The organism is Lutibacter sp. HS1-25, from assembly GCF_004121075.1.
GTDB lineage: Bacteria > Bacteroidota > Bacteroidia > Flavobacteriales > Flavobacteriaceae > Lutibacter.
Genome location: NZ_RHLN01000135.1, coordinates 1 through 26406 on the forward strand (window position 1 = coordinate 1; position 26406 = coordinate 26406).

At 31.1% G+C, this 26406-nt stretch carries 25 protein-coding genes; 14 read left to right on the forward strand and 11 right to left on the reverse strand.

Annotation, left to right across the window (positions count from 1 at the left end; all coding sequences use genetic code 11):
• The 4 genes from EC396_RS12895 to ilvD form a co-directional block, all read left to right on the forward strand.
• Positions 1–205: hypothetical protein (locus EC396_RS12895; protein ID WP_164975300.1), on the forward strand; the 205-nt coding region annotated here is incomplete at its 5' end.
• A 27-nt stretch (positions 206–232) separates the two neighbouring features.
• Complete coding sequence (locus EC396_RS12900; protein WP_129367012.1) at positions 233–3130, forward strand: PKD-like domain-containing protein; 2898 nt, start codon at positions 233–235, stop codon at positions 3128–3130.
• A 6-nt stretch (positions 3131–3136) separates the two neighbouring features.
• On the forward strand, positions 3137–4132 hold the full coding sequence (locus EC396_RS12905) for a PorP/SprF family type IX secretion system membrane protein (RefSeq protein ID WP_129367013.1): 996 nt from the start codon (positions 3137–3139) through the stop codon (positions 4130–4132).
• A gap of 435 nt (positions 4133–4567) precedes the next feature.
• Positions 4568–6259 carry a dihydroxy-acid dehydratase gene (ilvD, locus tag EC396_RS12910; RefSeq protein ID WP_129367014.1) on the forward strand — a complete coding sequence of 564 codons (1692 nt, stop codon included), beginning with the start codon at positions 4568–4570 and terminating at the stop codon, positions 6257–6259.
• 120 nt (positions 6260–6379) lie between these two features.
• Here the strand turns inward: ilvD and EC396_RS12915 are convergent, their stop codons facing one another.
• Complete coding sequence (locus tag EC396_RS12915) at positions 6380–8452, reverse strand: hypothetical protein (RefSeq protein ID WP_129367015.1); 2073 nt, start codon at positions 8450–8452, stop codon at positions 6380–6382.
• 472 nt (positions 8453–8924) lie between these two features.
• Between EC396_RS12915 and EC396_RS12920 the strand changes: the two genes are divergently transcribed.
• From EC396_RS12920 to EC396_RS12940, 5 genes are all read left to right on the forward strand, one after another.
• Complete coding sequence (locus EC396_RS12920) at positions 8925–9446, forward strand: transposase (protein WP_370276493.1); 522 nt, start codon at positions 8925–8927, stop codon at positions 9444–9446.
• 153 nt (positions 9447–9599) lie between these two features.
• Positions 9600–10184, forward strand: a complete 585-nt coding sequence (locus tag EC396_RS12925) for a DUF6624 domain-containing protein (protein ID WP_129367016.1) — start codon at positions 9600–9602, stop codon at positions 10182–10184.
• A 229-nt stretch (positions 10185–10413) separates the two neighbouring features.
• Positions 10414–10995 carry a Crp/Fnr family transcriptional regulator gene (locus tag EC396_RS12930; RefSeq protein ID WP_129367017.1) on the forward strand — a complete coding sequence of 194 codons (582 nt, stop codon included), beginning with the start codon at positions 10414–10416 and terminating at the stop codon, positions 10993–10995.
• 94 nt (positions 10996–11089) lie between these two features.
• A complete protein-coding gene (locus EC396_RS12935; RefSeq protein ID WP_129367018.1) occupies positions 11090–11971 on the forward strand; it encodes an NmrA/HSCARG family protein in 882 nt (293 codons plus the stop codon).
• 1 nt (position 11972) lies between these two features.
• On the forward strand, positions 11973–12464 hold the full coding sequence (locus EC396_RS12940; RefSeq protein ID WP_129367019.1) for an SgcJ/EcaC family oxidoreductase: 492 nt from the start codon (positions 11973–11975) through the stop codon (positions 12462–12464).
• Between the two features lie 264 nt (positions 12465–12728).
• Here EC396_RS12940 and EC396_RS12945 read toward each other — a convergent pair whose 3' ends face one another.
• The 9 genes from EC396_RS12945 to EC396_RS12985 form a co-directional block, all read right to left on the reverse strand.
• Complete coding sequence (locus tag EC396_RS12945; RefSeq protein WP_129367020.1) at positions 12729–13514, reverse strand: aldose 1-epimerase; 786 nt, start codon at positions 13512–13514, stop codon at positions 12729–12731.
• Positions 13515–13658: 144 nt separating this feature from the next.
• Positions 13659–15785, reverse strand: coding sequence for a DPP IV N-terminal domain-containing protein (locus tag EC396_RS12950; RefSeq protein ID WP_129367021.1), 2127 nt, complete (start codon positions 15783–15785; stop codon positions 13659–13661).
• 63 nt (positions 15786–15848) lie between these two features.
• Positions 15849–16859 (reverse strand): endonuclease/exonuclease/phosphatase family protein, encoded by a 1011-nt coding sequence (locus EC396_RS12955; RefSeq protein ID WP_129367022.1) that lies wholly within the window; start codon positions 16857–16859, stop codon positions 15849–15851.
• Between the two features lie 3 nt (positions 16860–16862).
• Positions 16863–17696: a rhomboid family intramembrane serine protease gene (locus tag EC396_RS12960; RefSeq protein ID WP_129367023.1), complete on the reverse strand. Its 834-nt coding sequence runs from the start codon at positions 17694–17696 to the stop codon at positions 16863–16865.
• A 1-nt stretch (position 17697) separates the two neighbouring features.
• Complete coding sequence (locus EC396_RS12965) at positions 17698–18438, reverse strand: rhomboid family intramembrane serine protease (protein ID WP_129367024.1); 741 nt, start codon at positions 18436–18438, stop codon at positions 17698–17700.
• A gap of 20 nt (positions 18439–18458) precedes the next feature.
• On the reverse strand, positions 18459–20273 hold the full coding sequence (gene mutL, locus EC396_RS12970) for a DNA mismatch repair endonuclease MutL (RefSeq protein ID WP_129367025.1): 1815 nt from the start codon (positions 20271–20273) through the stop codon (positions 18459–18461).
• Positions 20273–20563: a hypothetical protein gene (locus EC396_RS12975; protein ID WP_129367026.1), complete on the reverse strand. Its 291-nt coding sequence runs from the start codon at positions 20561–20563 to the stop codon at positions 20273–20275. Before EC396_RS12975 ends, mutL begins: the two co-directional genes overlap by 1 nt.
• 76 nt (positions 20564–20639) lie before the next feature.
• A complete protein-coding gene (gene ribH, locus EC396_RS12980; protein WP_129367027.1) occupies positions 20640–21119 on the reverse strand; it encodes a 6,7-dimethyl-8-ribityllumazine synthase in 480 nt (159 codons plus the stop codon).
• A gap of 6 nt (positions 21120–21125) precedes the next feature.
• Positions 21126–21890 carry a tol-pal system YbgF family protein gene (locus tag EC396_RS12985; RefSeq protein WP_129367028.1) on the reverse strand — a complete coding sequence of 255 codons (765 nt, stop codon included), beginning with the start codon at positions 21888–21890 and terminating at the stop codon, positions 21126–21128.
• 112 nt (positions 21891–22002) lie between these two features.
• On the opposite strand from EC396_RS12985, the gene EC396_RS12990 reads away from it, so the two are divergent.
• Together EC396_RS12990 and EC396_RS12995 are read left to right on the forward strand one after the other, a co-directional pair.
• Positions 22003–23082, forward strand: coding sequence for a DNA replication/repair protein RecF (locus tag EC396_RS12990; RefSeq protein ID WP_129367029.1), 1080 nt, complete (start codon positions 22003–22005; stop codon positions 23080–23082).
• On the forward strand, positions 23082–23378 hold the full coding sequence (locus EC396_RS12995) for a DUF721 domain-containing protein (RefSeq protein WP_129367030.1): 297 nt from the start codon (positions 23082–23084) through the stop codon (positions 23376–23378). The genes EC396_RS12990 and EC396_RS12995 overlap by 1 nt, the downstream gene beginning before the upstream one ends.
• A gap of 86 nt (positions 23379–23464) precedes the next feature.
• On the opposite strand, the gene EC396_RS13000 is transcribed toward EC396_RS12995, so the two are convergent.
• Positions 23465–23890 carry a nucleoside-diphosphate kinase gene (locus EC396_RS13000; RefSeq protein WP_129367031.1) on the reverse strand — a complete coding sequence of 142 codons (426 nt, stop codon included), beginning with the start codon at positions 23888–23890 and terminating at the stop codon, positions 23465–23467.
• Positions 23891–24108: 218 nt separating this feature from the next.
• Between EC396_RS13000 and EC396_RS13005 the strand changes: the two genes are divergently transcribed.
• From EC396_RS13005 to EC396_RS13015, 3 genes are read left to right on the forward strand one after another with little or no spacing between them, the layout of a single operon-like run.
• Positions 24109–25140 (forward strand): bifunctional oligoribonuclease/PAP phosphatase NrnA, encoded by a 1032-nt coding sequence (locus EC396_RS13005; protein ID WP_129367032.1) that lies wholly within the window; start codon positions 24109–24111, stop codon positions 25138–25140.
• Positions 25130–25675 (forward strand): gliding motility-associated peptidyl-prolyl isomerase GldI, encoded by a 546-nt coding sequence (gene gldI / locus EC396_RS13010; RefSeq protein WP_129367033.1) that lies wholly within the window; start codon positions 25130–25132, stop codon positions 25673–25675. Before EC396_RS13005 ends, gldI begins: the two co-directional genes overlap by 11 nt.
• Entirely contained in the window at positions 25662–26384 is a 723-nt protein-coding gene (locus EC396_RS13015; RefSeq protein ID WP_129367034.1) for an FKBP-type peptidyl-prolyl cis-trans isomerase, read from the forward strand. The genes gldI and EC396_RS13015 overlap by 14 nt, the downstream gene beginning before the upstream one ends.
• Positions 26385–26406 lie beyond the last annotated feature (22 nt).

Consider the following 26406-nt stretch of genomic DNA (forward strand, 5'->3'; position numbering starts at 1 on the left):
TTATCAAGTAACTGTTGTTGCTGATCCAGTTATAGATACCCAGCCAATAGCATCACAAGAACTATGTCAGAATGTAACTCCAACAATTTTAGAAGTAACCACATCAGGTGGTGTAGGGACAGATTATTTATATCAATGGTATGCAACCAACACAAATTCTAATACTGGAGGGACACCAATATCAGGTGCAACCAATGCAACTTAGACACCACCAACTGCAACTGTTGGAACTATGTATTATTATGTGGAGGTGAGTCAGCCTGCTTCAGGATGTAGCACTGTTAGTGATACTGCCGCAGTTATTGTAAATGCAGCACCAACCATTACTTCTCAACCTGTATCAAGTATTATTTGTGAAGGTGGAACAGCGACTCAATTGGCTGTAAGTTATACGAATGGTGTGGGTACACCAACTTATCAATGGTATGAAAACAGTGTAGATACTACTACTGGCGGAACAGCTATCACTGGAGCTAACACGGCTTCATATGACCCGCCAACTGATACAGTAGGGACTATTTATTATTATGTGATTATTGAATTTCCTTCGGGAGGTTGTTCCGATTTAGTTTCAAATATTGTTTCTGTTGAAGTTAGTCCAGTGCCCTATATTTCTTCAGGGAGTATTACTATTTGTAGTGGCAATTCCTTTAATTATGACCCTTCTTTAATTTCAGGCAATATTGTTCCTACAGGTACTATGTACACTTGGTCATTACCAGTAATAACTCCTACAGGATCTATTACAGGTGCAAGTGAAGAATTGATCCCTCAAAGTATCATTAGTCAGACATTGCTAAATAATATTGATGTTCCTGCAACCGCAATATATACCGTTACACCACAGTCTGGAAATTGTCTGGGAACTAGTTTTGATGTTACAGTTACTGTTAACCCTGCTATTTCGGCAAATGTAATTGTTAAAAATAATTCTTGTTTTGGTTCAGACAATGCTTCATTAGAAGCTACTATAAGTGGAGGAATTCCTTTTGGTTCAGGAGTACCTTATCAAATTACTTGGAGTGGTCCAAACGGTTTTTCATCAACATCTTCAAACATTTATAATTTAGAACCAGGAATATATACTTTAGAAGTAAATGACGCAGGAGGTTGTCCTTTCTCACAAGATTATTTAATTACAGAACCAGATGAATTATTGATAACAGCTGATAGCGAAAAAAATATTTCTTGCTATAATGGAAGTGATGGTGAAATACGTATAACAACAAATGGAGGTACCGCACCATTTATTTATAATTGGACAACAACTGATGGTTCAGGAATTGTTCAAGGAGTTGAAGACCAAACTGCATTAGGAGCAGGAACGTATCATATAGTTATTACTGATGCAAACGGATGTATTATTTCAGAAACGTTTACTTTGACAGAACCTAGCCCATTAGCTACTAATGTTATTTCTTCAACAAATATTTTGTGTTTTGGAGATAGTACAGGTGCTATTGAAATAGCGGTTTTTGGAGGTACACCCTTTGAAATTTCACCAGGTATTTATCAATATCAATACAATTGGGTTGGACCAAACGGATTTACAAGTAATTCACAAAACATTTCAAACTTAATTGCAGGTACTTATTTAGTTACTGTTACAGATGCTCTAGGGTGTACACAGGAAACAAGTGTTACTTTAACACAGCCAACAGAAATAATTATTGATGTTACAAAAACCGATGTTACGTGTTATGGTGCAAATGATGGTAGTATTCAAATAGCACTTCAAGGAGGTGTTGCACCTTATATGATTAGTTGGAGTAATTTAGGAAATGGACTTACTCAAAATAATCTTTCCGCAGGAATTTATACGGTTAAAGTTGAAGATCAGAATGGTTGTGAAAAAGTTGAAACGATTGAAATTACACAGCCTATATTTTATATAGATCCATTGGTTACTCAAATATCTTGTTTTGGCGAAAATGATGGTTCTATTGATTTAAATATTGTAGGCGGTATTTCTCCGCTAACAATTAAATGGGATGATGATAGCAGTGCAGGTATTCAAAGAAACAATCTTACAGCAGGGACTTATACTGTTTTATTAACCGATAGTGATACGTATCAATGTCCTATAACAGCAAGTTTTACCATTATTGAACCTTTACAAATTTCATTGAATGGCATTGTAGAAGATGCAACAGATTGTACCATTGTAAATAGTGGTAGCATAGATTTGCAAGTTGTTGGTGGAACTTTACCGTATCGTTTTAACTGGAGTAATGGTGCAACAACTAAAGATTTAACGAATATTCCTCCTGGTAATTACTTGGTAACAGTTACAGATGCTCACGCGTGTTCAGAAACTAAGCAGTTTAATGTTATACGACAAGAACCTTTAGCAATTGCTCTTACAGAAAACGTTAAAGCAGCCTGTGAACTGAAAGAAATAAGTCAGGAAACGATCGCTATGGGTTCTGGTGGTTTTCCTCCATATACATTTAATTGGTCTGGGGGTGTTATCTCTGGCTCTAATAATGAAATAATGACAACAGATCAAAGAGGTACTTATAGCGTAGAAATAACAGATTCACAAGGCTGTAGTTATAAAGAAAACTTTACCGTAAACATACCTTATATTGGAAATCAATCATTTGACTATACCTCTTTTGGAATTGAAAAATATCAAACATTATCAATTGATGATCCAATACAATTTACAAATAAATCAACTGGGGATTATGTTTCAATTCGTTGGGATTTTGGTGATGGATCTCTAATTGTATATGAAGAAAATCCAATACATACTTATACTTATGAAGATGAATTTGTGGTTACTCAAACTGTTGAGTACGCAGTTGGATGTACCTATTCATATAGCAGAACATTAGCAATCACAAAAGGTTATGAATTAATTAATCCGACAGGTTTTACACCAAATAATGACGGTATTAATGATGTAATTAGACCAAAGTATAAAGGTTTAATAGCTATTGAAATGAGTATTTATGATACTTGGGGTTCATTAATTTATTCGGAAGAAGGATTAGCATTAAAAGGTTGGGATGGATTGCTTAAAGGTACTGAAGCTGAAAATGGAAATTATATAATGGTTGTTAAAGGTACGTCATTTTATGGCAAAGAGATTCAAGAAACAACACCAATAACATTGCTTAAATAAGATTTTATGAAATATATTTTAATACTAGCACTATTTGTTTTTGGAGAAATTTATGCTCAAGATCCAATTTTTACACAAACATTTTTGGTGCCTGAAACAATTAACACTTCATTTACAGGTGCGCTAAGAAGCACTAAATTAGGTGTAATACATCGTTCACAATGGACTCATTTTGGGGTTGAAGTTAATACGAATTTTCTTTATGTAGATACTTGGTTTGAAGGTGTAAAAAGTGGTTTAGGTGTAACGTTTTTAAACCATACAGAAAGTAAATCAAAATACAACTTTAATCAAATAAATTTAAACTATGCACTGGCAATTCAATTAAATGAAGATTGGTTTGTAAGGCCAAGTGTTTCTGTGGGTTTTGGGTTTAAAGATTTTGGTTTTCAAAATCTTTTATTGGAAGATCAAATTAATATAAATACAGGATTTATAAATCCTGTTACAAATGATCCCATTGCTTTAAATGAAACCAGAACGTTTTTTGACTTTAGTTCTTCATTGTTATTTAATAATGAAAACTCTTGGGTCGGACTTACAGTTCGTCATTTAAATAGACCAAATATATCTATGACACAAGATGGAAATACACCTTTAGATATATTTATTTCAGCACATGCAAATATAGAATTCCCACTTTATAGGTTTTCTAACAATAAATTCTCAGATAAAAACAGTGTTTATTTTTTAACCAATTTTATGATGCAATCTAAATATAGCAGGCTTGATATTGGTAGTCAATATGTATTTGACAATAGGTTTTCACTAGGTTTTTTATTAGCTACAAATCCTTTAAAAACAGGTTTAAGTAATGATTTTTTAAGTTCATTTGATGTGTTTGGTGGGGTAAAATGGGAAGGTTTTAAATTTGGTTATTCATACGATTTTAATACAAGTAAAATAGGTGCAACTGGTGGTATTCATGAATTTTCTGTTTCTTATGATTTTAGCTATAATATTCGCTTTTTAAACCGTTATAAATGTGTTAGATATTTTTAATTTATTGAAATTTTATGAAATTAATAGTTAAAAATTAACACCTTTTGTATTTAAATATCATTATAAAGTTAGTACCCTTTATAACTACATTTTCGTTTATCTTTTATCTTGAAGTTTCAATGCTTAACTCTCTAGTCAAGCTAACGTTGGCGAAAAGAATAAAAAAGACTATTTAAATCAAATTTTCTTTATTTATATAGCGTATATATTCTAATTGATTTAGGTTTACACAATATAAAATTTATGCTTAAATTTGGAAACTTAAAATGAAACTAAATCCTGCTAATACATTTACAGGCTTAAAAATGTTCGATTTTTAAATAATATAAAATTGAAAAAATGGGTTTCATTTTATAAAAACAACAATGTACACTGTATAAGAGTAATAGATTATTAAAAATAAAAAGAAAGTAATTACAATTTAGAGAAAATATTATGAGAAGCGATGAAGTAAAAAAAGGACATCAAAGAACCCCACATAGATCATTATTTAGAGCAACAGGTTTGGTTGATGAAGATTTTGATAAACCATTTATAGGGGTTGCAAATTCTTTTATTGAAATTATTCCGGGACACTTCTTTTTAAACAGAGTGTCGAAGGTTATTAAAGAAGAAATTAAAGCAAATGGTTGTGTGCCTTTTGAATTCAATACCATTGGTGTTGATGATGGTATTGCAATGGGACACGACGGAATGCTTTTTTCATTACCTTCAAGAGAAATTATTGCAAACTCTATTGAAACAGTTATGAATGCGCATAAATTAGATGCAATGATCGCTATTCCAAACTGTGATAAAATTGTACCAGGTATGATTATGGGTGCATTAAGAGTTGATGTGCCAACTATATTTGTAAGTGGTGGACCAATGAAAAAAGGTTATACAAAAGATGGTACACCTATTGATTTGGCAACTGCTTTTGAAGCTGTAGGTAAACACGAAGCAGGTGAAATGACAGATGAAGAGTTAAATGACATTGAGTGTAACGCTTGCCCTAGTGGTGGAAGTTGTTCTGGAATGTTTACTGCAAACTCTATGAATACGTTAATGGAAGCAATGGGAATTGCATTGCCAGGAAACGGAACTATTTTAGCCTTAACAAAAGAACGTGAACAACTTTACCGACAAGCTGCGCGAAGAATTTGTGAGATTGCTAAAGACAAAGTTAAAACTGAAAAATTCAAACTTAGAAATATTTTGAATGAAAATGCTGTTAGAAACGCATTTGCTGTTGATATGGCTATGGGAGGAAGTTCTAACACCGTTTTACATATGTTGGCTATTGCCAAAGAAGCTGATGTGAATTTTAATCTTGAAGATATCAATAGTATTTCAAAAAGAGTTTCTCATATCGCTAAAATTTCACCAAGTTTATCAACCGTACATATGGAAGATATCAATACTGCAGGTGGTGTAAATGCTGTAATGAAAGAAATGACTAAAAGGGGAGATGATGTGTTAATTGACAATCTTACAATTACAGGAGAAACAGTTTTAGAAAAAATAAAAGATGCTTTTATAAAAGATACCAATATTATTCATACAATAGACAATCCATACTCAAAGGTAGGTGGTTTGGCTATTTTATACGGAAACTTGGCTGAAGAAGGCGCCGTTATTAAAACAGCTGGAATTACTGGTGAAAGAGTTTTTACAGGTACTGCTGTTTGTTTTGATGGACAACAAGAATGTATTGATGGTATTTTAGGTGGTAAAGTAAAAGCTGGTAACGTTGTTGTTATTAGATACGAAGGTCCAAAAGGAGGTCCAGGAATGCAAGAAATGTTAGCTCCAACTTCATTAATTATGGGAATGGGACTTGGTGATAAAGTAGCGTTAATAACTGATGGTAGATTTAGTGGTGCAACCAGAGGTGCAAGTATTGGACACGTAAGTCCGGAAGCTGCTGAAGGTGGTATGATTGGATTGCTTAAAGATGGTGATGAAATTCATATTGATGTAGATCAATATATTTTATCGGTAAATTTAAGCGATGATGAAATTGCTAAAAGAAAAGCGGCATTTGTTCCAATTAAAAAAGAATTAAATTCAAAATGGCTTAAACAATACAGAGCATTGGTAACAAATGCTAGTAACGGAGCTGTTTTAAAAACTGATTTATTTTAAAAAATAGTCTTAAAGTTTAAAAATCCACAACCAAAGATAAACGCTTTGATTGTGGATTTTTTATATAACACTATCTCGTAAAGGGTGTAATTTAAAAACATAGGATTGAATATTTGTATTTTAATCTAGCAAATCAGGAGTGTTAAGAATCAATTCTATTTTCTTTATAATTACAGTAATTTGGTTCATTTGATTTTCTATATTTCTAAAAAAGATACTAATATCTCTGTTTACCCAACTTTCAGAAATTACACGTGCGCCTAAACTAATTCTTAAAATAGCACTTTCTATCTCGTTGCTATACTTTACGTTAACAGCTTGTCCGATATGACATTTTTGACTAGCAAGTCTAATAATTTCTAAAGGAGCATCTTTAAACTTATCCGATAAATCAGAATTCAACAAAATATAGAGCTTTTTTACATTGTTAACCGATAAAACTTTGTTGTTTTGTAATATAAAAAAAGGAAAAATAGTACGTATACTTCTTAATCCAAACTCTTCACTATTATAAGTGTTTTTATTTGTTTCATTGCCGTATATAGGTTCTAAAAAAGAGGCTTCATTTATAGAATCTTCAACAAAATTACAAAACATCTCAATACCCATATTTCTATATAAAACAGGTGTTTTGTAATACCTATCCATTTCAACTATGGCTGCGTTCCAACGCATGTAAGAACCATAATTAAATCCGTCAGATAAGTTATCAGAGCATGACCAAGATGTAGGCCAATCAGAATGGTTGTAATATTGAGTTAAGCCACTTGGCAATGTTTTTTTAACTGAACGGATTAACTTACTTACATTTTTAGGAAGAATTAAGGCTCCTGAATATGGAGGTCCGGTAAAGTATTTACTGCCAGTTATAGTTACAATATAGCCTTTATTTAAATAATTTTGTAAGTCTTTTGGGTCTAACCTAAGCTGAGAACCATCAACAATAATTTGTATGGATAAATTCTTTAGTTTATTCAAACGTTTTATCATTTCGGCGCTAGGAGATTGATACCCTAATTTAGATTGATCCATTGTATGTAATACCACATGTCTACCTAATTTATTGGTTTTTGAAATCGCTTCAAAAACCTCCTCATCCATTTGAGCGGCCGATTTTAAATCGCCATGTTCATTTTTAAAAGGAATTTCAATCAAATCAACATCTCTAAATCCTTCAATTTTATCACCTTTTTTAATAGGGAAATTTAGTGCAGTTGTATTTTCAAAATGACAGCCTTTTAATGCTGAAGGCACACCGCTTCCGGTTTCATCTGAAGCCACCAAAACATGGGTAATTTCTTTATTAGAAGTGATTTGAGTAATCGCTGCAATTTGAAGTGAAGAATCAGTACCTGATGGTGAAAAAATAATTTCACTTTCATTATTTAATCTGAAAGTTTTTTTAAGATTGTTTTTTAGCAATTCAGAAAACTCGATGGTTGTATTTTTAAAACCATTTTTTAAGCTATTTTTAATCAAAATGCTTCTGGTTTTATCGGTCTTATCAAATGCAAAATTAGATACGCTAGTTGCTGTTGATGAGGCAAACGTAAAAGCTTCTGGTCTGGGGAATGGTCTACAACCATATTTGTTTAACAACTGAATTTCATCAATATTTAATCTAAGATCTCCACCAGACATTAATAAATACTCAGTTGGTTTGGCAAGGTTTTCAACAATAGGTTTCCAAGACTCTTTAAATACATTGTTTGTTTTAATTAAGCCATGAAACTGTTGAAGTCCTTCATAATTTAATAGCGATTCAGTATCTAACTGTTCGTCTTTTTTTATCAAATTAAGTAAAAAGCAGTCAATAGGTTCTAATTTTTCTTTATCATCTTTAGGCAATAACTTATAAAATATTCGAGTTGCTTCAAGAGCCGAAATATCACATAAAACAGTATCCTTTTTGTCTTCATTTAGGGCTTTGTACCACAATTGCCATTCAATACCATATCTTAAATAAACCAAAGCTAAAACAGGTTGATTTAAAAATGAAGTTCCTATTATAATAGATTTATTTGGTACAATTTTAAATACATTAGGCTGACTGGTAGATGTAATGATATTTATGTTGTTTATTTTTGGAACGGTATTGAATCTTTTTAAAACCCGAACCAAATAATTCACATTTTCTTTTTCAAATAAACTTGTTCTTTTATATTGGTCTTCAATAAGTAAATTTTTTGTCATATGTTATAATTTAAAACGTTCTTTAGAACGATTTTTTTAGGAGAAATTTAATTCTCTAATAAATGAACCATCCATATTAACCACTCATTTACACTTTCAAATATAAAAAAATAGTTTTACATCAATTTAAGAAATTCTACTTAACATAGTAAGCTTTCAATTTAATTGTAGAAATCCTTTTGGCAATAAAATGTGATTATGATTTGGAGGCGAAATATAGCATGTTCTAAGGTATTTACGAAAGTTTTTGTTATTAAGTTATAACCTTTTAGTTTGTACCTATAAATTAGAGGTGTATTTATAATTTTTTGATGTTGTTTTTTTAATTAATTGGGTAAATTATGTTTTCCCCCGCTCCCGCGCGAATCCTTTCGCGTGGCTGTTCTAAATTAAAAATTGATTTTATTATATTTGATAAAAAATCAGCCATGAGTAGAAATTATAAATTCCATAATCCAAAAGGTTTGTATTTTTGAGTTTTGCTGTGGTAGGTTGGCTAGATGTTTTTACTAGAAATGAGTATAAAGATTTACTTTTAGAAAGTTTAGAATTTTGTCAACAAAAAAAAGGAATGGAAATTCATGCTTGGTGTATAATGACAAATCATGTACATTTAATTTTTAGAAGTATAGAAAATCAAAACCCCGAACTTTTATTAGGAGATTTTAAAAGATTTACAAGTAGAAACGTTATAAAAGCTATACAAGAAAATTCAAGAGAAAGCAGAAAAGAATTTTTGTTAGATTATTTTAAGAAAGAAGCAGAAAAAAGTTCTAATACAACCAATTATCAGTTTTGGAGACATGACAATAAACCAATTGAGTTGTGGAGTAATGAAGTTATCCAGCAAAAAATTGATTACATTCACAATAATCCAGTTGAAGAAGGAATCGTTTTTAGACCAGAAGACTACAAGTATAGTAGTGCTGCAGATTATGCTGGTGAAAAAGGCTTGTTAGGTGATGTTTGTGTTTTTCAAAATTTTAAATTATAAAACCACGCGAAAGGATTCGCGCGGGAGCGGTGCTTTTTTATCTAATTTAGAATGTTTCTTATTACTAAAATTACTAATTTTATTTTCTTCAAAAATCTCAGATTTTTAAGTCGAACAAATTTTATATAACTAATTAGGCACAACAAAAATTTTATGAAAAGAATATTCACTTTTATTTTAATAATTACAATGTTTAGTTGTAAAAACGAAAAAAAATCAGCAACTGAAAAGCAACTGTTTGAATCAGACAATACAGAATTAATTGGTATATACATAAGTGACCAATCTGACCGAAATGATCATAATATAGATTGGCTCGAAGTTGGTAAAAGAGATAGTTTAAGAAGAATAAAAGTAAATGAAATTTTAGAATCAAATAAGATAATAACTGCAAGAGATTATAGGAATGCTGCAATGGTTTTTTTACACGGAAATGATTCCACCCATTATGAAAAATCAGTAAAATTAATGAAAAAAGCCATTGATTTAGATTCAACAATTAATAAATGGATTTATGCTGCAGCTACAGATAGCTATTTATTAAGCAAAGGAGAACCTCAAATTTATGGAACTCAATATTTTAAAAAGGACGACGAACCTTGGAGAATTGCCCTAATTGATACCTCAAAAATATCGGATGCTCAACGAATTGAATATGGAGTAGAAACTTTGAACCAACAAATACATAAAGTAATACAAATGAATAGTGGAAATCACGATGATGGCGATGGACATTAATCAACTAAACACCATATTTTCTTAACGATCAGTCATAAATTTTTATCACACGCTATCGTTCCATTACTAAAAATGTTTGCTAAACTTTACTTAATGCTCAATCCTACCTCATAAAATTTATGCTTACATTTGAACTAGTATAAACAACAAACGATTTGCTAAATTCAAAAATATCGGATTTTTCAAGTGATAGAGAGCATATAAATAATAGTTGTTTTTGCGAATTAAAATGAATACAAAACCACTTATAGACTACTTTAACAATATTCTTTCGCTAAATAATGAAGAGGAAACTTTTGTAGAAAATGTTTTCAAAGAAAGAAGAATTAAACGAAGACAGTTTATTCTTCAAGAGGGAGAAATTTGCAAACACAATACCTTTGTACTTGAAGGTTGTTTTAAAATGTATTTTATTGATGCTAATGGCAAAGAACACAACCTACAATTTGCCATTGAAAATTGGTGGATTGGAGATATCAGTAGTTTTCATATTGAAGAGCCCAGTAAGCTTTACATAGAAGCGATTGAGAACTCCGTTATTCTTCAAATTAATAAAGAGGATCAGCTAAAACTTTTTGTTGATTATCCAAAGTTTAATAGAATATTTAGAGTGCTTGCAGAAAATGCCATGATTGGTTTGCAGAAAAGAACCATTCAAAATATTAGTTCAACTGCTGAAGAACGCTATTTGGACTTCCTAAAAAGGTATCCTCAATTTTTTAATCGTATTTCTAACGTCCAAATAGCTTCATACCTTGGTGTAACCCCCGAGTTTCTTAGTGCTATTAGAAAAAAAATAGCAAAATCTTAATATACATTAATAAGCTTTCTTAAGATATCTTATAGGTAAACCTTCTTTATACTCCTCATCTTTGTATTGTTATAAACATTCAAAATAAATAAAGATGAAAAATAAAACAATTACAGTAATTGGAGCAACAGGTTCACAAGGTAAAGGTGTTGTAAATGCATTGATAAAAGAAGGTACATTTAAAGTTAGAGCTGTTTCAAGAAATACAGACAATTATTTAGGTAAAGCAGATGAAGTGGTAAAAGCTAACTTAACTGACTTAAATTCATTAACAGCAGCTTTTAAAGATTCATATGGCGTTTTTGTTGTTACAAATTTTTGGGAAGGTGCAGATGAAATAGCTCAAGGTAAAATAGCCATACAAGCAGCAAAAGAAGCAGGTGTAAATCACTTTATTTGGTCTACACTTCCAGATGTAGAAAAAATAAGTAATGGAAAATTTAATGTTCCTCATTTTACAGGCAAAGCAAAAGTAGATGCTTTGGTAAAAGAGGCCGGATTTGAAAACTACACTTTTGTACAACCACCTTTTTATTTTCAAAACCTTATTGGGCAAATGGCGGCACAAATACAGCAAGATGGTAGTAAAGGATGGACATTGTCTATTGATCCTAAGGTAAAAGGAATTCATATGTCGGATATCAATGACTTAGGTAAAGTAGTTGCAGGTTCATTTTTAAACCCTAACAAAGTTGGTAATGGTAGTTATTTATCACTAGCTACAGAGTTCAATAGCTTTAATGATATTTTAGATGCTTTAAAGGCAAATGGAAAAGATTACAGTTTCAATCAAGTTCCTGTGGAAGTGTTTTCTACCTTTTTTGAAGGAGCAGAAGAAATTGCGCAAATGCTAGCCTATTTTGAAGCTCATACCTATATGGGGCCAGACTCGGAAGAACAAATTAAATTGGCAAGAGAGATTGCCACAGAAGAATTTACCTCACTTGATAAATGGATTAAACAAAACACAATTTAAAATGAAAAAAATAATAATAGCAGTATTTGTCATTACAATTATGACTTCTTGCAATGAAAATAGAAATCAAGAATTAAATAATAAATCGACAAAAAACACAGAAATCATGGAAAAACAAGAAAAACAAAAAATAGAAGCGTTACTAAACGAGTATCAAAAATCATTGAACAACTCAGATGCCAAATTGGCTCAAAGTCTTTATACAAAAGATGGAATTTTTATGCCAACCCAAGCACCGTCTGGAATTGGTTCTGAAGGTATTTTAAAATCTTACGAGTATGTTTTTTCTCAAATTCAATTAAATATTGAATTTCATATTGAAGAAATTGGAGTAGATGGAAATATGGCTTTTGCAGTAACTAGTTCAAACGGTACAGTTAAAATACACGCAAATGGAGTAGTAGTACCTGAAACAAATAGAGAATTATTTGTATTTGAAAAATTAGATGGAGAATGGAAGATTGCTCGATATATGTTTAATAAAACAAAATAAGTTTTTATTCTCCTCTGGTGCTCGTCTGCGACGAGTACCAACTTAACTTTTGAAAAAAAACACAAAGTGTTTGTAACGCGGCTAATTATTTCAATTATTTATAACCTGCGTTACAAACGTTATAAATCATCTTCCAATTTATAAGTGGGCACTCGTTATAAACGAGCGCTAGTGAGGAATCTTTTTGTTATAAGTTTCAAAGATAAAGACCCCCAGTCAAGCTGAGGGTGACGGCGGGAATCTATCAGGAAACAATAATAAATGCTAAAAAGGAATAATTTCTACTTCAAAAATATCAAGTCCATTTGAAGTATTAAATAGGTCTTTTGAAAGCATTTCGCCACCAGTATAAGGATAAGCCGTAATAGGTTCTATACACAACATATTACTAGCAGGAGTCCACAACATAAAATTATGGAAACCTTTGGTTTTGATATTGATATTGCTGCCTGTTTTTTTAACCAATGAAATTTCAGCAGTATTTAAAACAGGATAAGCGGTATCTCCACCTTTTTGAATTTCAGGTATGCTAATTTGTTGTTTGTTAGCCACTACAAGTTCATCTAAATTGCCGTTTAACATAAAGGCAGGGTGATAGCCCAACATAAAAGGCATTCCTTTTTCAGCTTTAATTTCAAAAGTAATTTTTAAATTGGCATTGCTTAATTGGTAACTTTTTTTAAAGGTAAAGCTATAAGGCCACGATAACAACCTTACAGTTGATTTTTCGGGATATTTTGAGTTTTCAACAGCAGTATAAGCTGCATATTTTTTTACAAAAACACAGCTGTTTTCGGTGTTGCTTTCTAATGCGTATTGTAATTCTCTCAACAATCCATGCTGATCTTGATTGTAATTTCCTTTAGGCGTAGCAACTGTAAAATTCAATGCTTCAGTTGGACCAATAATAGGAAACATTTCTGTATCTGAATTGCGCCAACCTGGATTTCCTTTTTGATGAATTAATTCTTCATTGTTAACAAGGTAACTTACCAATTCACCTTTTTCAATGGTAACTTTTGAATTTTTGTCTTCGCTAATTAAAATCATATCTAATTTTGTTTTTGAAAGTTGAAAAAATAGTCTTACTAAAATCACGTCACCCTAAACTTGGTTCAGGTTTTTATCATAAGGAAACTATTTTATAGTGTTATGTAATTCTGAAGCAAGTTTAGAATAACGCGTTATAACTTACTATTTATTATTTTCAACAATATATTGCATCATTTTTTCAATTAAATGCACCCTGTCTCTACCATACACATTGTGTTCGTGCATAGGATAGCTAAAGAAATCTATTTGCACATTTTCTTTGATAGCAGCTTGTAACAACGACATGCTGTGTTGCGGTACAACAACAGGATCTACACTACCAGTAATAATTAAAAGCTTGCCATCTAAATTTTTAATATAGTTAGCTACTTTTGCTTTTTCATAACCTTTAGGGTTTTCCTGTGGCGTATCCATATAACGTTCGCCATACATTACTTCGTAAAATTTCCAGTCAATTACAGGTCCGCCAGCTACAGCAGTTGTAAATACACCAGGGTTTCTTAACATCAAACTTGTGGTCATAAAACCACCATAACTCCAACCGTTTACAGCAATTCTGTTTGCATCTACAAAGTCTAAAGATTTTAAATAATCAACACCTTTTAGTTGATCTTCGATTTCTAAATCACCCAAATTTCTATGAACAATGCTTTCAAAAGCAAAACCTCTATTGGCTGAACCTCTGTTGTCTAAAGTAAATACAATGTAATTTTCTTTGGTTGCAAAAGCATCCATCCATAACGACGAACCGCCTAACCAGGTATTTGTTACCATTTGCGCGTGCGGACCGCCATATACATAAATCATTACAGGGTATTTTTTAGAAGCATCAAAGTTGGCAGGTTTAAGCATACGACAATACAAATCGGTATTGTCACTTCCTTTGATGGTTAAAAACTCGGTTGTTCCTAATTGATAGTCTTTTAAAGGGTTTTCAGCACTAAAAATAGTTTTAGAATTACCCTTTTTAGTGGTTACAATATCAATGTTTTTTGGTATTGTTAAACTACTGTAATTATCTATTAAATAATCGCCATTGCTACTTAATTTGGTGTAATGTGTACCGCTTGTAGTGGTTAATTTAGTTACTTCTCCATTTTTTAAATTCACTTTAAAAGTATGCGAATCTCTTGGGTCTTTACCAGTACCTGTAATAAATACGTTTTTACCGTTATCATCAAAACCTAAAATACCTGTTACAACCCAATTAAATTTTGTCAGCTGTTTTACCAATTTTCCATCTGTTGTATATTGGTAAATATTCATAAAACCATCGCGCTCACTCAACCATAAAAAATCGTCATCGCTTTTAGGTAAAAAAACGGCATCAAATTCTGGTTCAACCCATTTTTCGTTGGTTTCTTCAAAAAGGGTTTTTACTTTTTTACCATTTTTAACATTGTATAAGTTATACCATAAATGATTTTGACCTCTGTTTACTTCAGCAACCAATACATATTTTTCATCTGGAGTCCATGATAAATTGGTTAAATAATGCTCGTCTGAAGTATCAATGTTTAAATAAACAGTTTTATTTTTTTCCAAATTGTAAATTCCAATTTTGGCTTTTTCACTTCCTTGTCCAGCCATTGGATATTTAATGTTTTTTAAACTTGCAGGGTAAGTGTTAATGTCAACCAACGGATAATCAGTTACATTGCTTTCATCTTTTTGATAAAAAGCCAAGTAATTACCTTCAGGACTCCAAAAAGTACCTTTTACAATTCCAAATTCACTACGGTGAATTGCCTGACCGCTAACAATATTTTTATCGGTATTGTTGGTAATTGCAATTCTTGGATTTGTTGAAGTGCCAACGTATAAATTATGATCTATGGTATAAGCCATTGCTTTGGCCTTGACATTGTATTCGGTATTTTCAGCATTTTCATCAAAAGAAACCAATCCTGCTTTTTGATGGGTTTTGTAATTGTAGATTTCTATTTGATTGCCATCTGCAAAGATCAATTCTTCTGCAGAAATATGCATAATTCTAGGGATACTTTTCAAGTTCGAAAAGGTAGTTTGCAAAGTTTCTAAAGGAAGTGTTTCGCTTACTTTGTTGTTTTTTGCATCGGTAAAAACAAGTGCATTGTCTTTTTCGTAAACATATAAATCGGTATTGTTTACCCAGTTTAAATTAGACAATGATGCTGGGTACAATCCATTGTAATAACCCAATACAGCATTTTCTATGCTCAATTCTTTTTGTTGTGAAAAACCTATAAAACAGGTTAAAATAAATAGGAGGGAACTAATTTTTCTCATAAGTTGAAATATTTATAGTGAACAATTTAAAGACTAATTTTTTTAGTTTTAAACTGCGCTGAATTAAAATTTAAGACGGGTCATTATTGGAAAATGATCCGAATATTTTACATTATATGTTTTAAAATTATTGATTTCAATGGTTTCATCGGCTAAAATAAAATCAATTCGGATTGGAAATTTAAAATCGAACGTACTTCCAAACCCTTGACCAGCTTCTTCAAAAGCATCATTTTTATTGGTTTTTAATTTTTTATAAGCCCAGGAAAATGCGGTGTTGTTAAAATCGCCACAAATAACCGATTTGTGCTTTATTTGATTTTGGTGTTGTAAAATCAAATCGACCTGATTCGTCTGAATTTTAAATCCGGTTTCTAGTCGGACTTTCAATCTTTCTGAATTTTCTGTTGTTAATTCTTCTTTTTCAGGATTGATTTTTAACGATTCTAAATGAACATTGTAAATTCTTAAAGTATCTTTTCCTTTTAAAATATCTATAAAAATAGCGTTGTTTGTTGTTTTTGAAAAATTTAAAGAGCCTTTATTTATAATTTTATATTTGGAATAAATAGCCTGACCGGTATGGTTACTTTTATTATAAATTTCTAAGTATTTGTAAGGAAAATCTAAATGTAATTTAACCAGTTCGTGGTATTCTTGAAAGCAAATAACATCTGGGTCTTTTGCATTTACAAAATCTACAATATCTTTATCAATATGCTCTTTATCAATCCATTTGTAAAAGTTAAACATACGTACATTATAACTCATTATTTTAAGATCATCGTTTAGTAAAACGGTTTTTTCTTTAAAATTATAAAGTACAGAAACATATTGAAAACCAATCAATAAGGCAAAAGCAGAAATTAAAAAAGGCCATTTAAATCGGAGAATCCAATAGCAGATAAAAATAAGATTTAAACCAATAAAAATTGGAATAGCAAGACTTAAAACAGAAATAATTGGGAATGAATTTGGAGAAATATAATAGCTTAAAAATGAAAAAAGCAATGCAATTACCAATATTATATTGATAAAAAGTATCAACTTATCAAATAGCGTTAACTTTTTCATTGCCTATTTTTTTCCAGCTCTAAATAAAAAATCTTTTTCTTCTTTTGTTAAACTTTCATATCCCGATTTGCTAATTTTATCTAAAATATCGTCTATTTTACGTTGTTTAGATTTTTCAACATCAGTAGATTGGGTTCTGTTGGTTGATTTGTAAACTGTTTTTAAATTTGATTTTTTTGATGATTTTGTTAATTTGGAGAAGTAATTGAGTATTGCTTCAAACCATTTGCCAATATCATTGTTTTTTTCTAATTGTTTGGCATAAACAAAACCAAAAATTCCACCACCTAAATGGGCTAGGGCAGCACCATTGTCTATGGCAGCCAATTGTAAAATGCTTAAAACTACCCAAATGGTAGCTAAAACCCATAATTCTACACTACCAATAAAGCGCAATTGAAGCGCGTAGCGTGGTATTTTAGTAGCAATGGCAACAAAAATAGCAGTAACAGCTGCTGATGCACCACCTAAAGGATCTCCATACTTGTTAGAAATGTAATAATTTATTAAAAATACCAAGCCTCCAAAAATACCACCTAAAAAATAACAGTTTACAAATTGCTTTTTATTGTAAAAGTCTAAAAATAAGTTTCCTATATAGTATAAAACCAATAAGTTAGACAATATATGAAACAAACGTTGGTGAATAAAAGCATAGGTAATTAGTGTCCAGGGTTTGTATAAAAACGCTGTAAAATTACTAGGCAAAGTAAACCACTCAATAACAAATCCAGTAAAAATATAAGTGATTAAAAATAAAAATACATTGATGTATATTATTTTTTCTACAATGTTTGCATTGTAATACGCTTGTTTTATGTCGTTTATAAAGCTCAATTTAGTTCCAGCGTTTATTGTTAAATTGGTTTTGTTTCCAATACCAAGCAATTATAAATCCGATCAAAGCACCTCCAACGTGGGCAAAATGCGCCACATTGCCAATAGAGTAACTTGTGAGTCCAAAAAATAAATCACCCAATATAATCAAAGGAATAAAATATTTTGCTGCAATTGGTACTGGGAAAAATATCAATGCCAGTTTTGCATCAGGAAACATCATTCCAAACGCCACCAAAACTCCGTAAATTGCACCAGAAGCACCAACAGCAGGAGTATGGTAAGTGGCAAAAAATTCGGATAAATCGCTTTCAGAAACAGCACCTAAAATTTCAGAATTGTAACTTCCCGTTTCTAAAATATGTTGAATGTCAGTTGCAGACAAACCTATATTTACCAATTGATCGTAAACCGAATTGAACTGATAATAGTTAACCAAAGTGTAAATGATACCTGCACCCAAACCTGCAGAGAAATAGAAAAATATAAATTTATTACGCCCCCACATTTGTTCTAAAGGCGTTCCAAAAGCCCACAAGCCATACATATTAAACATAATATGCATAAAACTGCCGTGCATAAACATATGGGTTAAAAATTGCCAGAAACCAAATTTTGGATTTTCAGGAAAATACAAGGCAAACATTTCTTGCAACCCTAAATTCGGTATTAATTGAGGGGCAATAAAAAATATGACATTTATAATTATTAAGTGCTTTACAGCTTCGGTCATTCTTCCCATATTTTTATTTTTTAACCGTGTTAATTGTTAAACTTTTTATCTATTTCATCAATATCAATAGTTACAAAAGTAGTTTTTCCAAATGGTGATACATCGGGTTGTTTACAATTAAACAATTTGTTTACTATTTCTTCTTGTTCTTTTAATTCTATGTTTGTGCCGGTTTTTATGGCCAAACTTTTAGACAAACTTTTTGCCATTACATCGAGCTGGCTAAAACTGGCATCTGGCACATCGTTTTTAATGTCTTCCAATAGCTGCTCAATAATGCTACTTATTTGACTTTCAGTAATGGTAACCGGTATGCCTTTAATAACAATGGTATCGTCTAAAATCTTGTCAAATAAAAAACCAATATTCTCTAAATCTTCTTTTATTTCTTTAATTAAAATAATATCTGTTTTATTGAAATGAATTTCTAAAGGAAACAATAATTGTTGACTTAAAGCTTCTTTTACCGTAATATTTTCTAAAAATTCTTCGTATAAAATACGTTGATGTGCTAAATTTTGATGGATGTAAACAATCCCAGATTTGATGCTGCTTACAATGTATTTATTATGAATTTGATAGGTTTTGCTATTGGTTGAAGTTTCTGAAAACAGTTTAGAATTTACCAAAGTAGATTCAACTTCTATATTTTCAACATCAATTCCGGTATATAAACTTTCCCATTGTTGCGTAGTTTCACGCTTGTATGGAAAATTAATTGAATTTTGTTTTTCGGTTTTAAACGGATTAAAATCCGGATTTACGCTAACCCTTGGTGTTGAAGTGTTTTTATTTTTAAAATCGTAAGGTGTGTCAAATGATGCACTACGTTCAAAATCCAATACAGGCGCAACGTTGTATTGACCCAAACTATGTTTTATGGTAGAACGTAAAATGGCATACAATGTTTTTTCGTCGTTAAACTTAATTTCAGTTTTTGTAGGATGAATGTTAATGTCTATGCTATCGGCAGGTACCGTTAAGTATAAAAAATAGGTTGGAAACTGTCCGTTTGAAATCAAACTTTCAAAAGCACTGGTAACTGCGTGGTTTAAATAAGTACTTTTTATAAAACGATCGTTTACAAAAAAGAACTGTTCACCTCTTTGTTTTTTTGCAAATTCGGGTTTTGTTACAAAACCTTGTACGGTTACAATAGCTGTTTCTTCTTCAATAGGAACCAGTTTTTCATTGGTTTTTTTTCCAAAAATAGCAACAATACGTTGGCGTAAATTACCTGTTATTAAATTGTAAATTTCATTTTCGTTGTGATAAAATGAAAATGAAATGTTTGGATGAGCCAAAGCAACTCTTTGAAATTCATCAACAATATGGCGTGTTTCAACCGTATTTGATTTTAAAAAATTTCTTCGGGCAGGAATATTGTAAAATAAATTTTTAACTGAAATTGAAGTTCCTTTTGCAGTAGCAACATTTTCTTGAAGGGTAACAGCGCTACCTTCAATTTTTATATAAGTACCAATTTCTTGCTGATCTTGTTTTGTTTTTAATTCGACATGTGCAATAGCGGCAATAGATGCCAATGCTTCGCCTCTAAAACCTTTGGTGTGTAAATTAAATAAATCTTCGGCTTTTTTTATTTTAGAAGTTGCGTGACGTTCAAAACTCAATCGTGCATCGGTAGGGCTCATTCCAATACCGTTATCTATAACCTGTACCAAAGCTTTACCTGCATCTTTTACAATTAATTTGATGTTTGTTGCGCCAGAATCAATGGCATTTTCTAACAATTCTTTAACAACAGATGCTGGTCGTTGAACGACTTCACCTGCTGCAATTTGATTTGCAACGTGATCAGGAAGTAACTGAATAATATCGGACATTATAATAAAGAGTGTAAATCAAAAATATAAGCTGCCAATCCAACCAAAATAGCAATAATAATTGCCAATCTTAAGTTTGAAGATCTGTCCGTAGCACTTCGCTTATTTTTAACCCAATCGTTTTTTAAATTGTTTTTAGTAAGTCTTAATTTGGCACTGTCATCAGTTAAATTTTTGTCTCCGTGGTATTTTTCTTCCAAATTTTGCAAACGTTCTTTTCGCTCGTTATAATAACGAGGCTTGTAATCAAAAACATAGTGAGCACGAGGCTTGAATAATTTACCAAACATAAATTTAGATTGAACAATTAAACTCAAAAATAATCAATAATTGAGTTATGGTCAAGTTTTGTGAATAATTAGGGTGTTAAAACTGTCTTAAAGCTGCCATTTTAATAGCTGCAATAGCACATTCAATACCTTTATTTCCGTGTTTTCCACCCGAGCGGTCAAGAGATTGTTGCTTGTTATTATCGGTTAAAACGCAAAAAATAACAGGTGTGTCGTATTTTATATTTAAATCTTTAATGCCTTGTGTAACACCTTCGCAAACAAAGTCAAAATGTTTTGTTTCGCCTTGTATTACATTGCCAATAGCAATTACAGCATCTAATTTTTGAGTTTCTACCATTCGTTTGCACCCATAAATAAGTTCAAAACTACCAGGTACATCCCAGCGAATGATATTTTCAGGTAATGTTCCGTTTTCAATTAAAGCTTGTTCTGCACCTAAATACAGGTTTTCAGTAATTTCAGGATTCCATTCAGAAACAACAATCCCAAACCGAAATTCACTCGCGTTTGGGATTGTTGCTTTATCGTAGTGTGATAAATTTGTTGTTGCCATTACAACTTAGTTGTTTGATGCAAATGCTGCTTTATTAATATAAATATCTATATTTCTAGCTTCATCTGAAGTTGGATAATCATTTTTAATTTTAGTAAAAGCATCTTTAGCTTTTCCAAAGTTACCTAATTCCAAAGCAATATTACCTGCTTTAAAAAGGAATAGAGGAGAAGAGAAATTGTTATCTTTTAAAGCTGCAGCTTGCATATAAAAGTCATATGCATCATCTAATTGGTTGATATCAGCAAAAGCATCACCAATAGCACCTTTTGCAATTGGACCTAACAATTCATCGTTTGATGAAAATTTCTCTAAATGAGCAATAGCTTCTTGGTATTTTTTTAATTTCAAGAAAGAAATACCAGCATAATAGTTTGCTAAATTTCCAGCTTTTGTACCGCTAAATTTATCAGCTACATCAATAAAACCATATTTACCGTCTGCACCTTCTAAAGCCAAAGTAAATAACGAATCAACAGCTACATTGCTATTAATTGCTTCTTCAAAATACACTTTTGGAAAAGCCAATTCGTTTGCGGCTTCTTTTTCTTTTGGAGCCTGTACATATTTTTGGAATGCTAAATATCCCAATATAACAGCTACAACACCAATTACTACTGAGAAAATTATTTTTCTATTTTCTAAAATCCATTTTTCAGATTTAGAAGCAGTTTCATCTAATGTGTTAAATACTTCAGCTGTTGTTGAGTGGTCTAAAGCGTTTTCTTGAACTTCTTTCTTTTTACCACTAGTCTTTTTATATGTTGCCATTTGTTATAAAATTTGTAGGCGCAAAAATAGAATTTTTAATTGGAAAGTAAAAATGCAATTGTCTCTAAATTTTCATTTATTTTCAATAATTTTATAGCTTCAAAAAATATAGATGCATTTACAAAAATTAACACTGGTAAATTTTAAAAATTTTGAGTCGCAATCATTTGATTTTGAGGGTAAAATAAATTGTTTTGTTGGTGATAACGGTGTTGGTAAAACCAATGTTTTAGATGCAATTTATTATCTTTCTTTTGCAAAAAGTTACTTTAATGCTGTTTCAACACAAATAATTAGGCATTCGGAAGCGTTTTTTATGATCGAAGGACATTACCAAATTAACGACAGAACAGATACTGTTGTGTGTAGTTTGAAGCGTGGACATAAAAAAGTAATCAAACGAAATGGTAAATTGTACGAGAAATTTTCAGATCATATTGGTTATTTACCACTGGTTATTATTTCACCAGCCGATCGTGATTTGATAATTGAAGGTAGTGAAACGCGTAGAAAATTTATTGACGGCGTAATTAGTCAGTCTAATCCAAAATACCTGCAAGCTTTAATTAGTTATAATAAAGTACTAACACAACGCAATTCGTTGCTAAAATATTTTGCTGCCAACCGAACTTTTGATGCTGTTAATTTAAATGTGTATAATGAGCAATTAAATAGGTATAGTTTAGAAATTTATAACTGCCGAAAAGAATTTTTAGAGGCTTTTATACCAATTTTTAAAAAACGTTATGAGGCGATATCAAATAGCAAAGAGCAGGTAAACTTAGTATATAAAACACAACTTGAAGAAGGTGATTTACCAACCTTGTTTGCTGAAAGTTTAGAAAGAGACCGTGTTTTACAATATACAACCGTTGGTATTCATAAAGATGATTTACTTTTTGAAATTGATGGTTATCCTGTTAAAAAGTTTGGCTCTCAAGGTCAGCAAAAATCATATCTAGTTGCGTTAAAATTGGCGCAATTTGATTTTATTAAAACAAAAGTCCATGTAAAACCCATACTTTTGCTCGACGATATTTTTGATAAATTAGACGATTTACGTGTAGCGCAAATTATAAATTTGGTGAATAATGATGAATTTGGACAATTATTTATTAGTGATACACACCGAGGTAGAACAGAAGAAGTCGTAAAAAAAACAAATCAATCTTTTAAAATATTTGAACTATAATGGCAAAGCGATTGAATGAATTTTACTCTATTCAGGATTTAATGAAAGATGTAATTCAAGAAAATAAACTAACCAAAGGTATGAATCAAATCTCTGTTAAAGAAGCTTGGGCTAAATTAATGGGTAATGGCGTGGTTTCTTATACGCATCATATTGAGCTACAAGGAAAAACATTGATTGTTAATTTAAAATCTTCGGTTTTAAGAGAAGAATTGAGCTATGGAAAAGAGAAAATTATAAAAATGATGAATGAAGAGTTGGGGGAGCAGTTGATTTCAAAAATATTGTTAAGTTAAGTACTACATTGTATATAAATAAAAAAGCCCAATTGTTTTATAATAATGATTGGGCTTTTTTAATAAAATATTTTATTTTAAACTACTTAATTAGAAAATATTTCTCTTCCCGAAAAATGAAAAGCACTTTCAATAGCTGCATTTTCATCACTATCAGAACCGTGTATGGCATTGAAACTTACAGATTCTGCATACAATTTACGTATGGTTCCCTCGGCAGCATCATTTGGATTGGTTGCGCCAATTAAAACTCTAAAATCGGCAACTGCATTTTCTTTTTCTAAAATAGCGGCAACTATAGGACCTCTGGTCATAAATTTCACCAAATCATTGTAAAACGGTCGGTCTTTATGAATTTCATAAAATTGCTTTGCGCCAGCCTCTGTTAAACGCGTCATTTTCATCGCTATTATTTTAAATCCAGCCGCTGTAATTTTTTCTAATATAGGTCCAATGTAATTTTTTTCAACTGCATCGGGTTTAAGCATTGTAAATGTTCTGTTTGTTGCCATTTTTTTAATTTTATCTAAACAAATGTACATTTTTATGTGTTAAAAATTAGGTATTTAATGCATATTTATTACGTATTTATTGATAAAATGAGTGGTTTTGCGAATATGTGAATTTTTTAATAGGTGAATTTTTATAATCTATTTTTTTAACAAAAAACTTAACAAAATTGCATGTTTAATAGGATGAAATATGGGATTATATAGTATATTTGCTACCTATGAATAGAAGTGAAATAAATGAAATAAAGGACTTACTTGCTAGTCCTAAAAACATTGTAATTGTACCGCATAGAAATCCTGATGGAGATGCAATAGGTTCAAGTTTAGCGATTTATCATTATTTAAAAAACAAAGGACACAACGCTACTGTTGTAGCTCCAAATGATTATCCCTACTTTTTAAAATGGATGCCAGGTTCTAAAGATGTGTTAAAATTTGATATGCAAAACAGGCAATCAAAAAGCGCTATTGATGAAGCTTCTATAATATTTTTATTAGATTTTAATGCTTTGCATCGTGTTGGTAGTGATATGCAAAACACTTTGGAAGGTTTTATGGGAATGTTTGTTATGATAGACCATCATCAAGAGCCAGATGCTATTGCAAAGTACTTGTATTCAGATGTTTCAATATGTTCTACTTGTCAAATGGTTTATCATTTTTTAGAAAAATTAGATGATGTTGAAGCCATAGACGCAAATATTGCAACCTGTTTATATACTGGAATTATGACAGATACGGGTTCATTTAGATTTCCTTCAACAACAAGTACCACCCATAAAATTGTAGCCGATTTAATTGAAAAAGGTGCTAATAACGCTCGAATTCACAACAATGTATATGATAACAATTCTTACGGAAGTATGCAGTTGTTAGGACGTGCATTGAGTAATATGGTTGTAATTCAAAATTTGAAAACTGCCTATATTACCTTGTCTCAAGCCGAATTGAATGAATTTAATTACGAAAAAGGAGATACTGAAGGTATTGTAAATTATGCACTTTCTTTAAATGGGGTTATTTTTGCAGCCATTTTTATTGAAGATGTTGATCAGCAAATTGTAAAAATCTCTTTGCGTTCTAAAGGAAAATTTTCTGTTAATAAATTTGCCCGAGCGCATTTTGATGGAGGCGGACATGACAATGCTGCTGGTGGTAGGTCTGAAATTTCATTAGACGCTACCGTTTCAAATTTTTTAAGTATTCTTCCTTCATATAAAAGTGAATTATTAAATTCTTATGAAGACTAAAATTGTTTTATTTTTTGCAATAGGGATGCTTATTTCTTGTATGAATCCTCAACCTAGAAAGCCTGTATCCATAAAAACAGTTAGTGAAGATGAAACATCCATTTTGTTAAATAAATCAATTATTAAAAATGAAGAAGCTGTTTTTAAAGCTTTGATGGCAAAAGATTCATTAACAGCATACATAGCTTCTCCAAACGGATTTTGGTATACATACAATGTAAAAAGTACAAATTTACAGTTACCTGAAGTTGGTGACAAAATTTTGTATACATTTGACGTTTTTAATGTCGAAAATAATTTAATTTATGGTGCTCAAGAAATAGGATTGCAATCGTATGTTGTAGATAAACAAGAATTGCTTGAAGGCTTGCGTAACGGATTAAAATTAATGCATGAGGGTGATGTGGTTACTTTTTTGTTTCCATCTCACAAAGTTTACGGATATGCTGGCGACCAAAATAAAATAGGTATTAATCAATCATTAATATATAAAGTTCAATTAATAAAAATCAATAAAAAAAATGAAAGTAATTAAATTAGTTTTTGTTTTAACATTTGTTATAACAATGGTATCTTGTAACAGTCAGGTTACAAAAAAAGAATTAAAAACTGAAATAGATTCAGCAAGTTATACTTACGGATTGGCTTTAGGAAGTCAATTAAGAACAAATTTCTCTGATGTTGATAGAGCACTTTTTATCCAAGGTTTTAACAGTGGAATGGATTCTTTAAATTTATTGGTAGAAGTAAAAGATATTGACAATGTTTTAAGACCATTTTTTGAAAAGAAACAAGCTGAGCAACAAGAAAAACAAAGAGCAGAAGCTTTGGCAAAAGTAGAAAAAGAATTTGCTGAAGTTAAATTAGAAGGTGAAAAGTTTTTAGAGCAAAATAAAGATGCTGAAGGTGTTGTAACTACTGAAAGCGGATTACAATACATTGTTTTAAAAGAAGGTACTGGTGAAAAACCATCAGCAACATCTAAAGTAACAGTACACTATAGCGGTGCTTTAATTGATGGAACTGTTTTCGATAGCTCTATTGAAAGAGGTGAGCCTGCAAGCTTTGGTGTAAGTCAAGTTATAAAAGGTTGGACAGAAGGTTTACAATTAATGTCTACTGGTTCAAAATACAAATTCTTTATTCCTCAAGATTTGGCTTATGGTGCATTTCCTCGTGGTGGTGTAATTAGACCATTTGATCCATTGGTTTTTGAAGTTGAGTTGATTGAAGTAGCAAACTAATACAACCCAAAATATTTTATCC

Bases quoted from the DNA above. Each gene is read 5' to 3' on its own strand.
- EC396_RS12990 (WP_129367029.1), top strand. From the start codon at position 22,003: ATGCATTTACAAAAATTAACACTGGTAAATTTTAAAAATTTTGAGTCG.
- EC396_RS13005 (WP_129367032.1), top strand. From the start codon at position 24,109: ATGAATAGAAGTGAAATAAATGAAATAAAGGACTTACTTGCTAGTCCT.
- EC396_RS12955 (WP_129367022.1), bottom strand. From the start codon at position 16,859: ATGAAAAAGTTAACGCTATTTGATAAGTTGATACTTTTTATCAATATA.
- EC396_RS12995 (WP_129367030.1), top strand. From the start codon at position 23,082: ATGGCAAAGCGATTGAATGAATTTTACTCTATTCAGGATTTAATGAAA.
- EC396_RS12930 (WP_129367017.1), top strand. From the start codon at position 10,414: ATGAATACAAAACCACTTATAGACTACTTTAACAATATTCTTTCGCTA.
- ilvD (WP_129367014.1), top strand. From the start codon at position 4,568: ATGAGAAGCGATGAAGTAAAAAAAGGACATCAAAGAACCCCACATAGA.
- EC396_RS12900 (WP_129367012.1), top strand. From the start codon at position 233: ATGTATTATTATGTGGAGGTGAGTCAGCCTGCTTCAGGATGTAGCACT.
- gldI (WP_129367033.1), top strand. From the start codon at position 25,130: ATGAAGACTAAAATTGTTTTATTTTTTGCAATAGGGATGCTTATTTCT.
- EC396_RS12925 (WP_129367016.1), top strand. From the start codon at position 9,600: ATGAAAAGAATATTCACTTTTATTTTAATAATTACAATGTTTAGTTGT.
- EC396_RS12935 (WP_129367018.1), top strand. From the start codon at position 11,090: ATGAAAAATAAAACAATTACAGTAATTGGAGCAACAGGTTCACAAGGT.
- mutL (WP_129367025.1), bottom strand. From the start codon at position 20,273: ATGTCCGATATTATTCAGTTACTTCCTGATCACGTTGCAAATCAAATT.
- ribH (WP_129367027.1), bottom strand. From the start codon at position 21,119: ATGGCAACAACAAATTTATCACACTACGATAAAGCAACAATCCCAAAC.
- EC396_RS12965 (WP_129367024.1), bottom strand. From the start codon at position 18,438: ATGGGAAGAATGACCGAAGCTGTAAAGCACTTAATAATTATAAATGTC.
- EC396_RS12915 (WP_129367015.1), bottom strand. From the start codon at position 8,452: ATGACAAAAAATTTACTTATTGAAGACCAATATAAAAGAACAAGTTTA.
- EC396_RS12985 (WP_129367028.1), bottom strand. From the start codon at position 21,890: ATGGCAACATATAAAAAGACTAGTGGTAAAAAGAAAGAAGTTCAAGAA.
- EC396_RS12905 (WP_129367013.1), top strand. From the start codon at position 3,137: ATGAAATATATTTTAATACTAGCACTATTTGTTTTTGGAGAAATTTAT.
- EC396_RS12950 (WP_129367021.1), bottom strand. From the start codon at position 15,785: ATGAGAAAAATTAGTTCCCTCCTATTTATTTTAACCTGTTTTATAGGT.
- EC396_RS13015 (WP_129367034.1), top strand. From the start codon at position 25,662: ATGAAAGTAATTAAATTAGTTTTTGTTTTAACATTTGTTATAACAATG.
- EC396_RS12945 (WP_129367020.1), bottom strand. From the start codon at position 13,514: ATGATTTTAATTAGCGAAGACAAAAATTCAAAAGTTACCATTGAAAAA.
- EC396_RS12975 (WP_129367026.1), bottom strand. From the start codon at position 20,563: ATGTTTGGTAAATTATTCAAGCCTCGTGCTCACTATGTTTTTGATTAC.
- EC396_RS12940 (WP_129367019.1), top strand. From the start codon at position 11,973: ATGAAAAAAATAATAATAGCAGTATTTGTCATTACAATTATGACTTCT.
- EC396_RS13000 (WP_129367031.1), bottom strand. From the start codon at position 23,890: ATGGCAACAAACAGAACATTTACAATGCTTAAACCCGATGCAGTTGAA.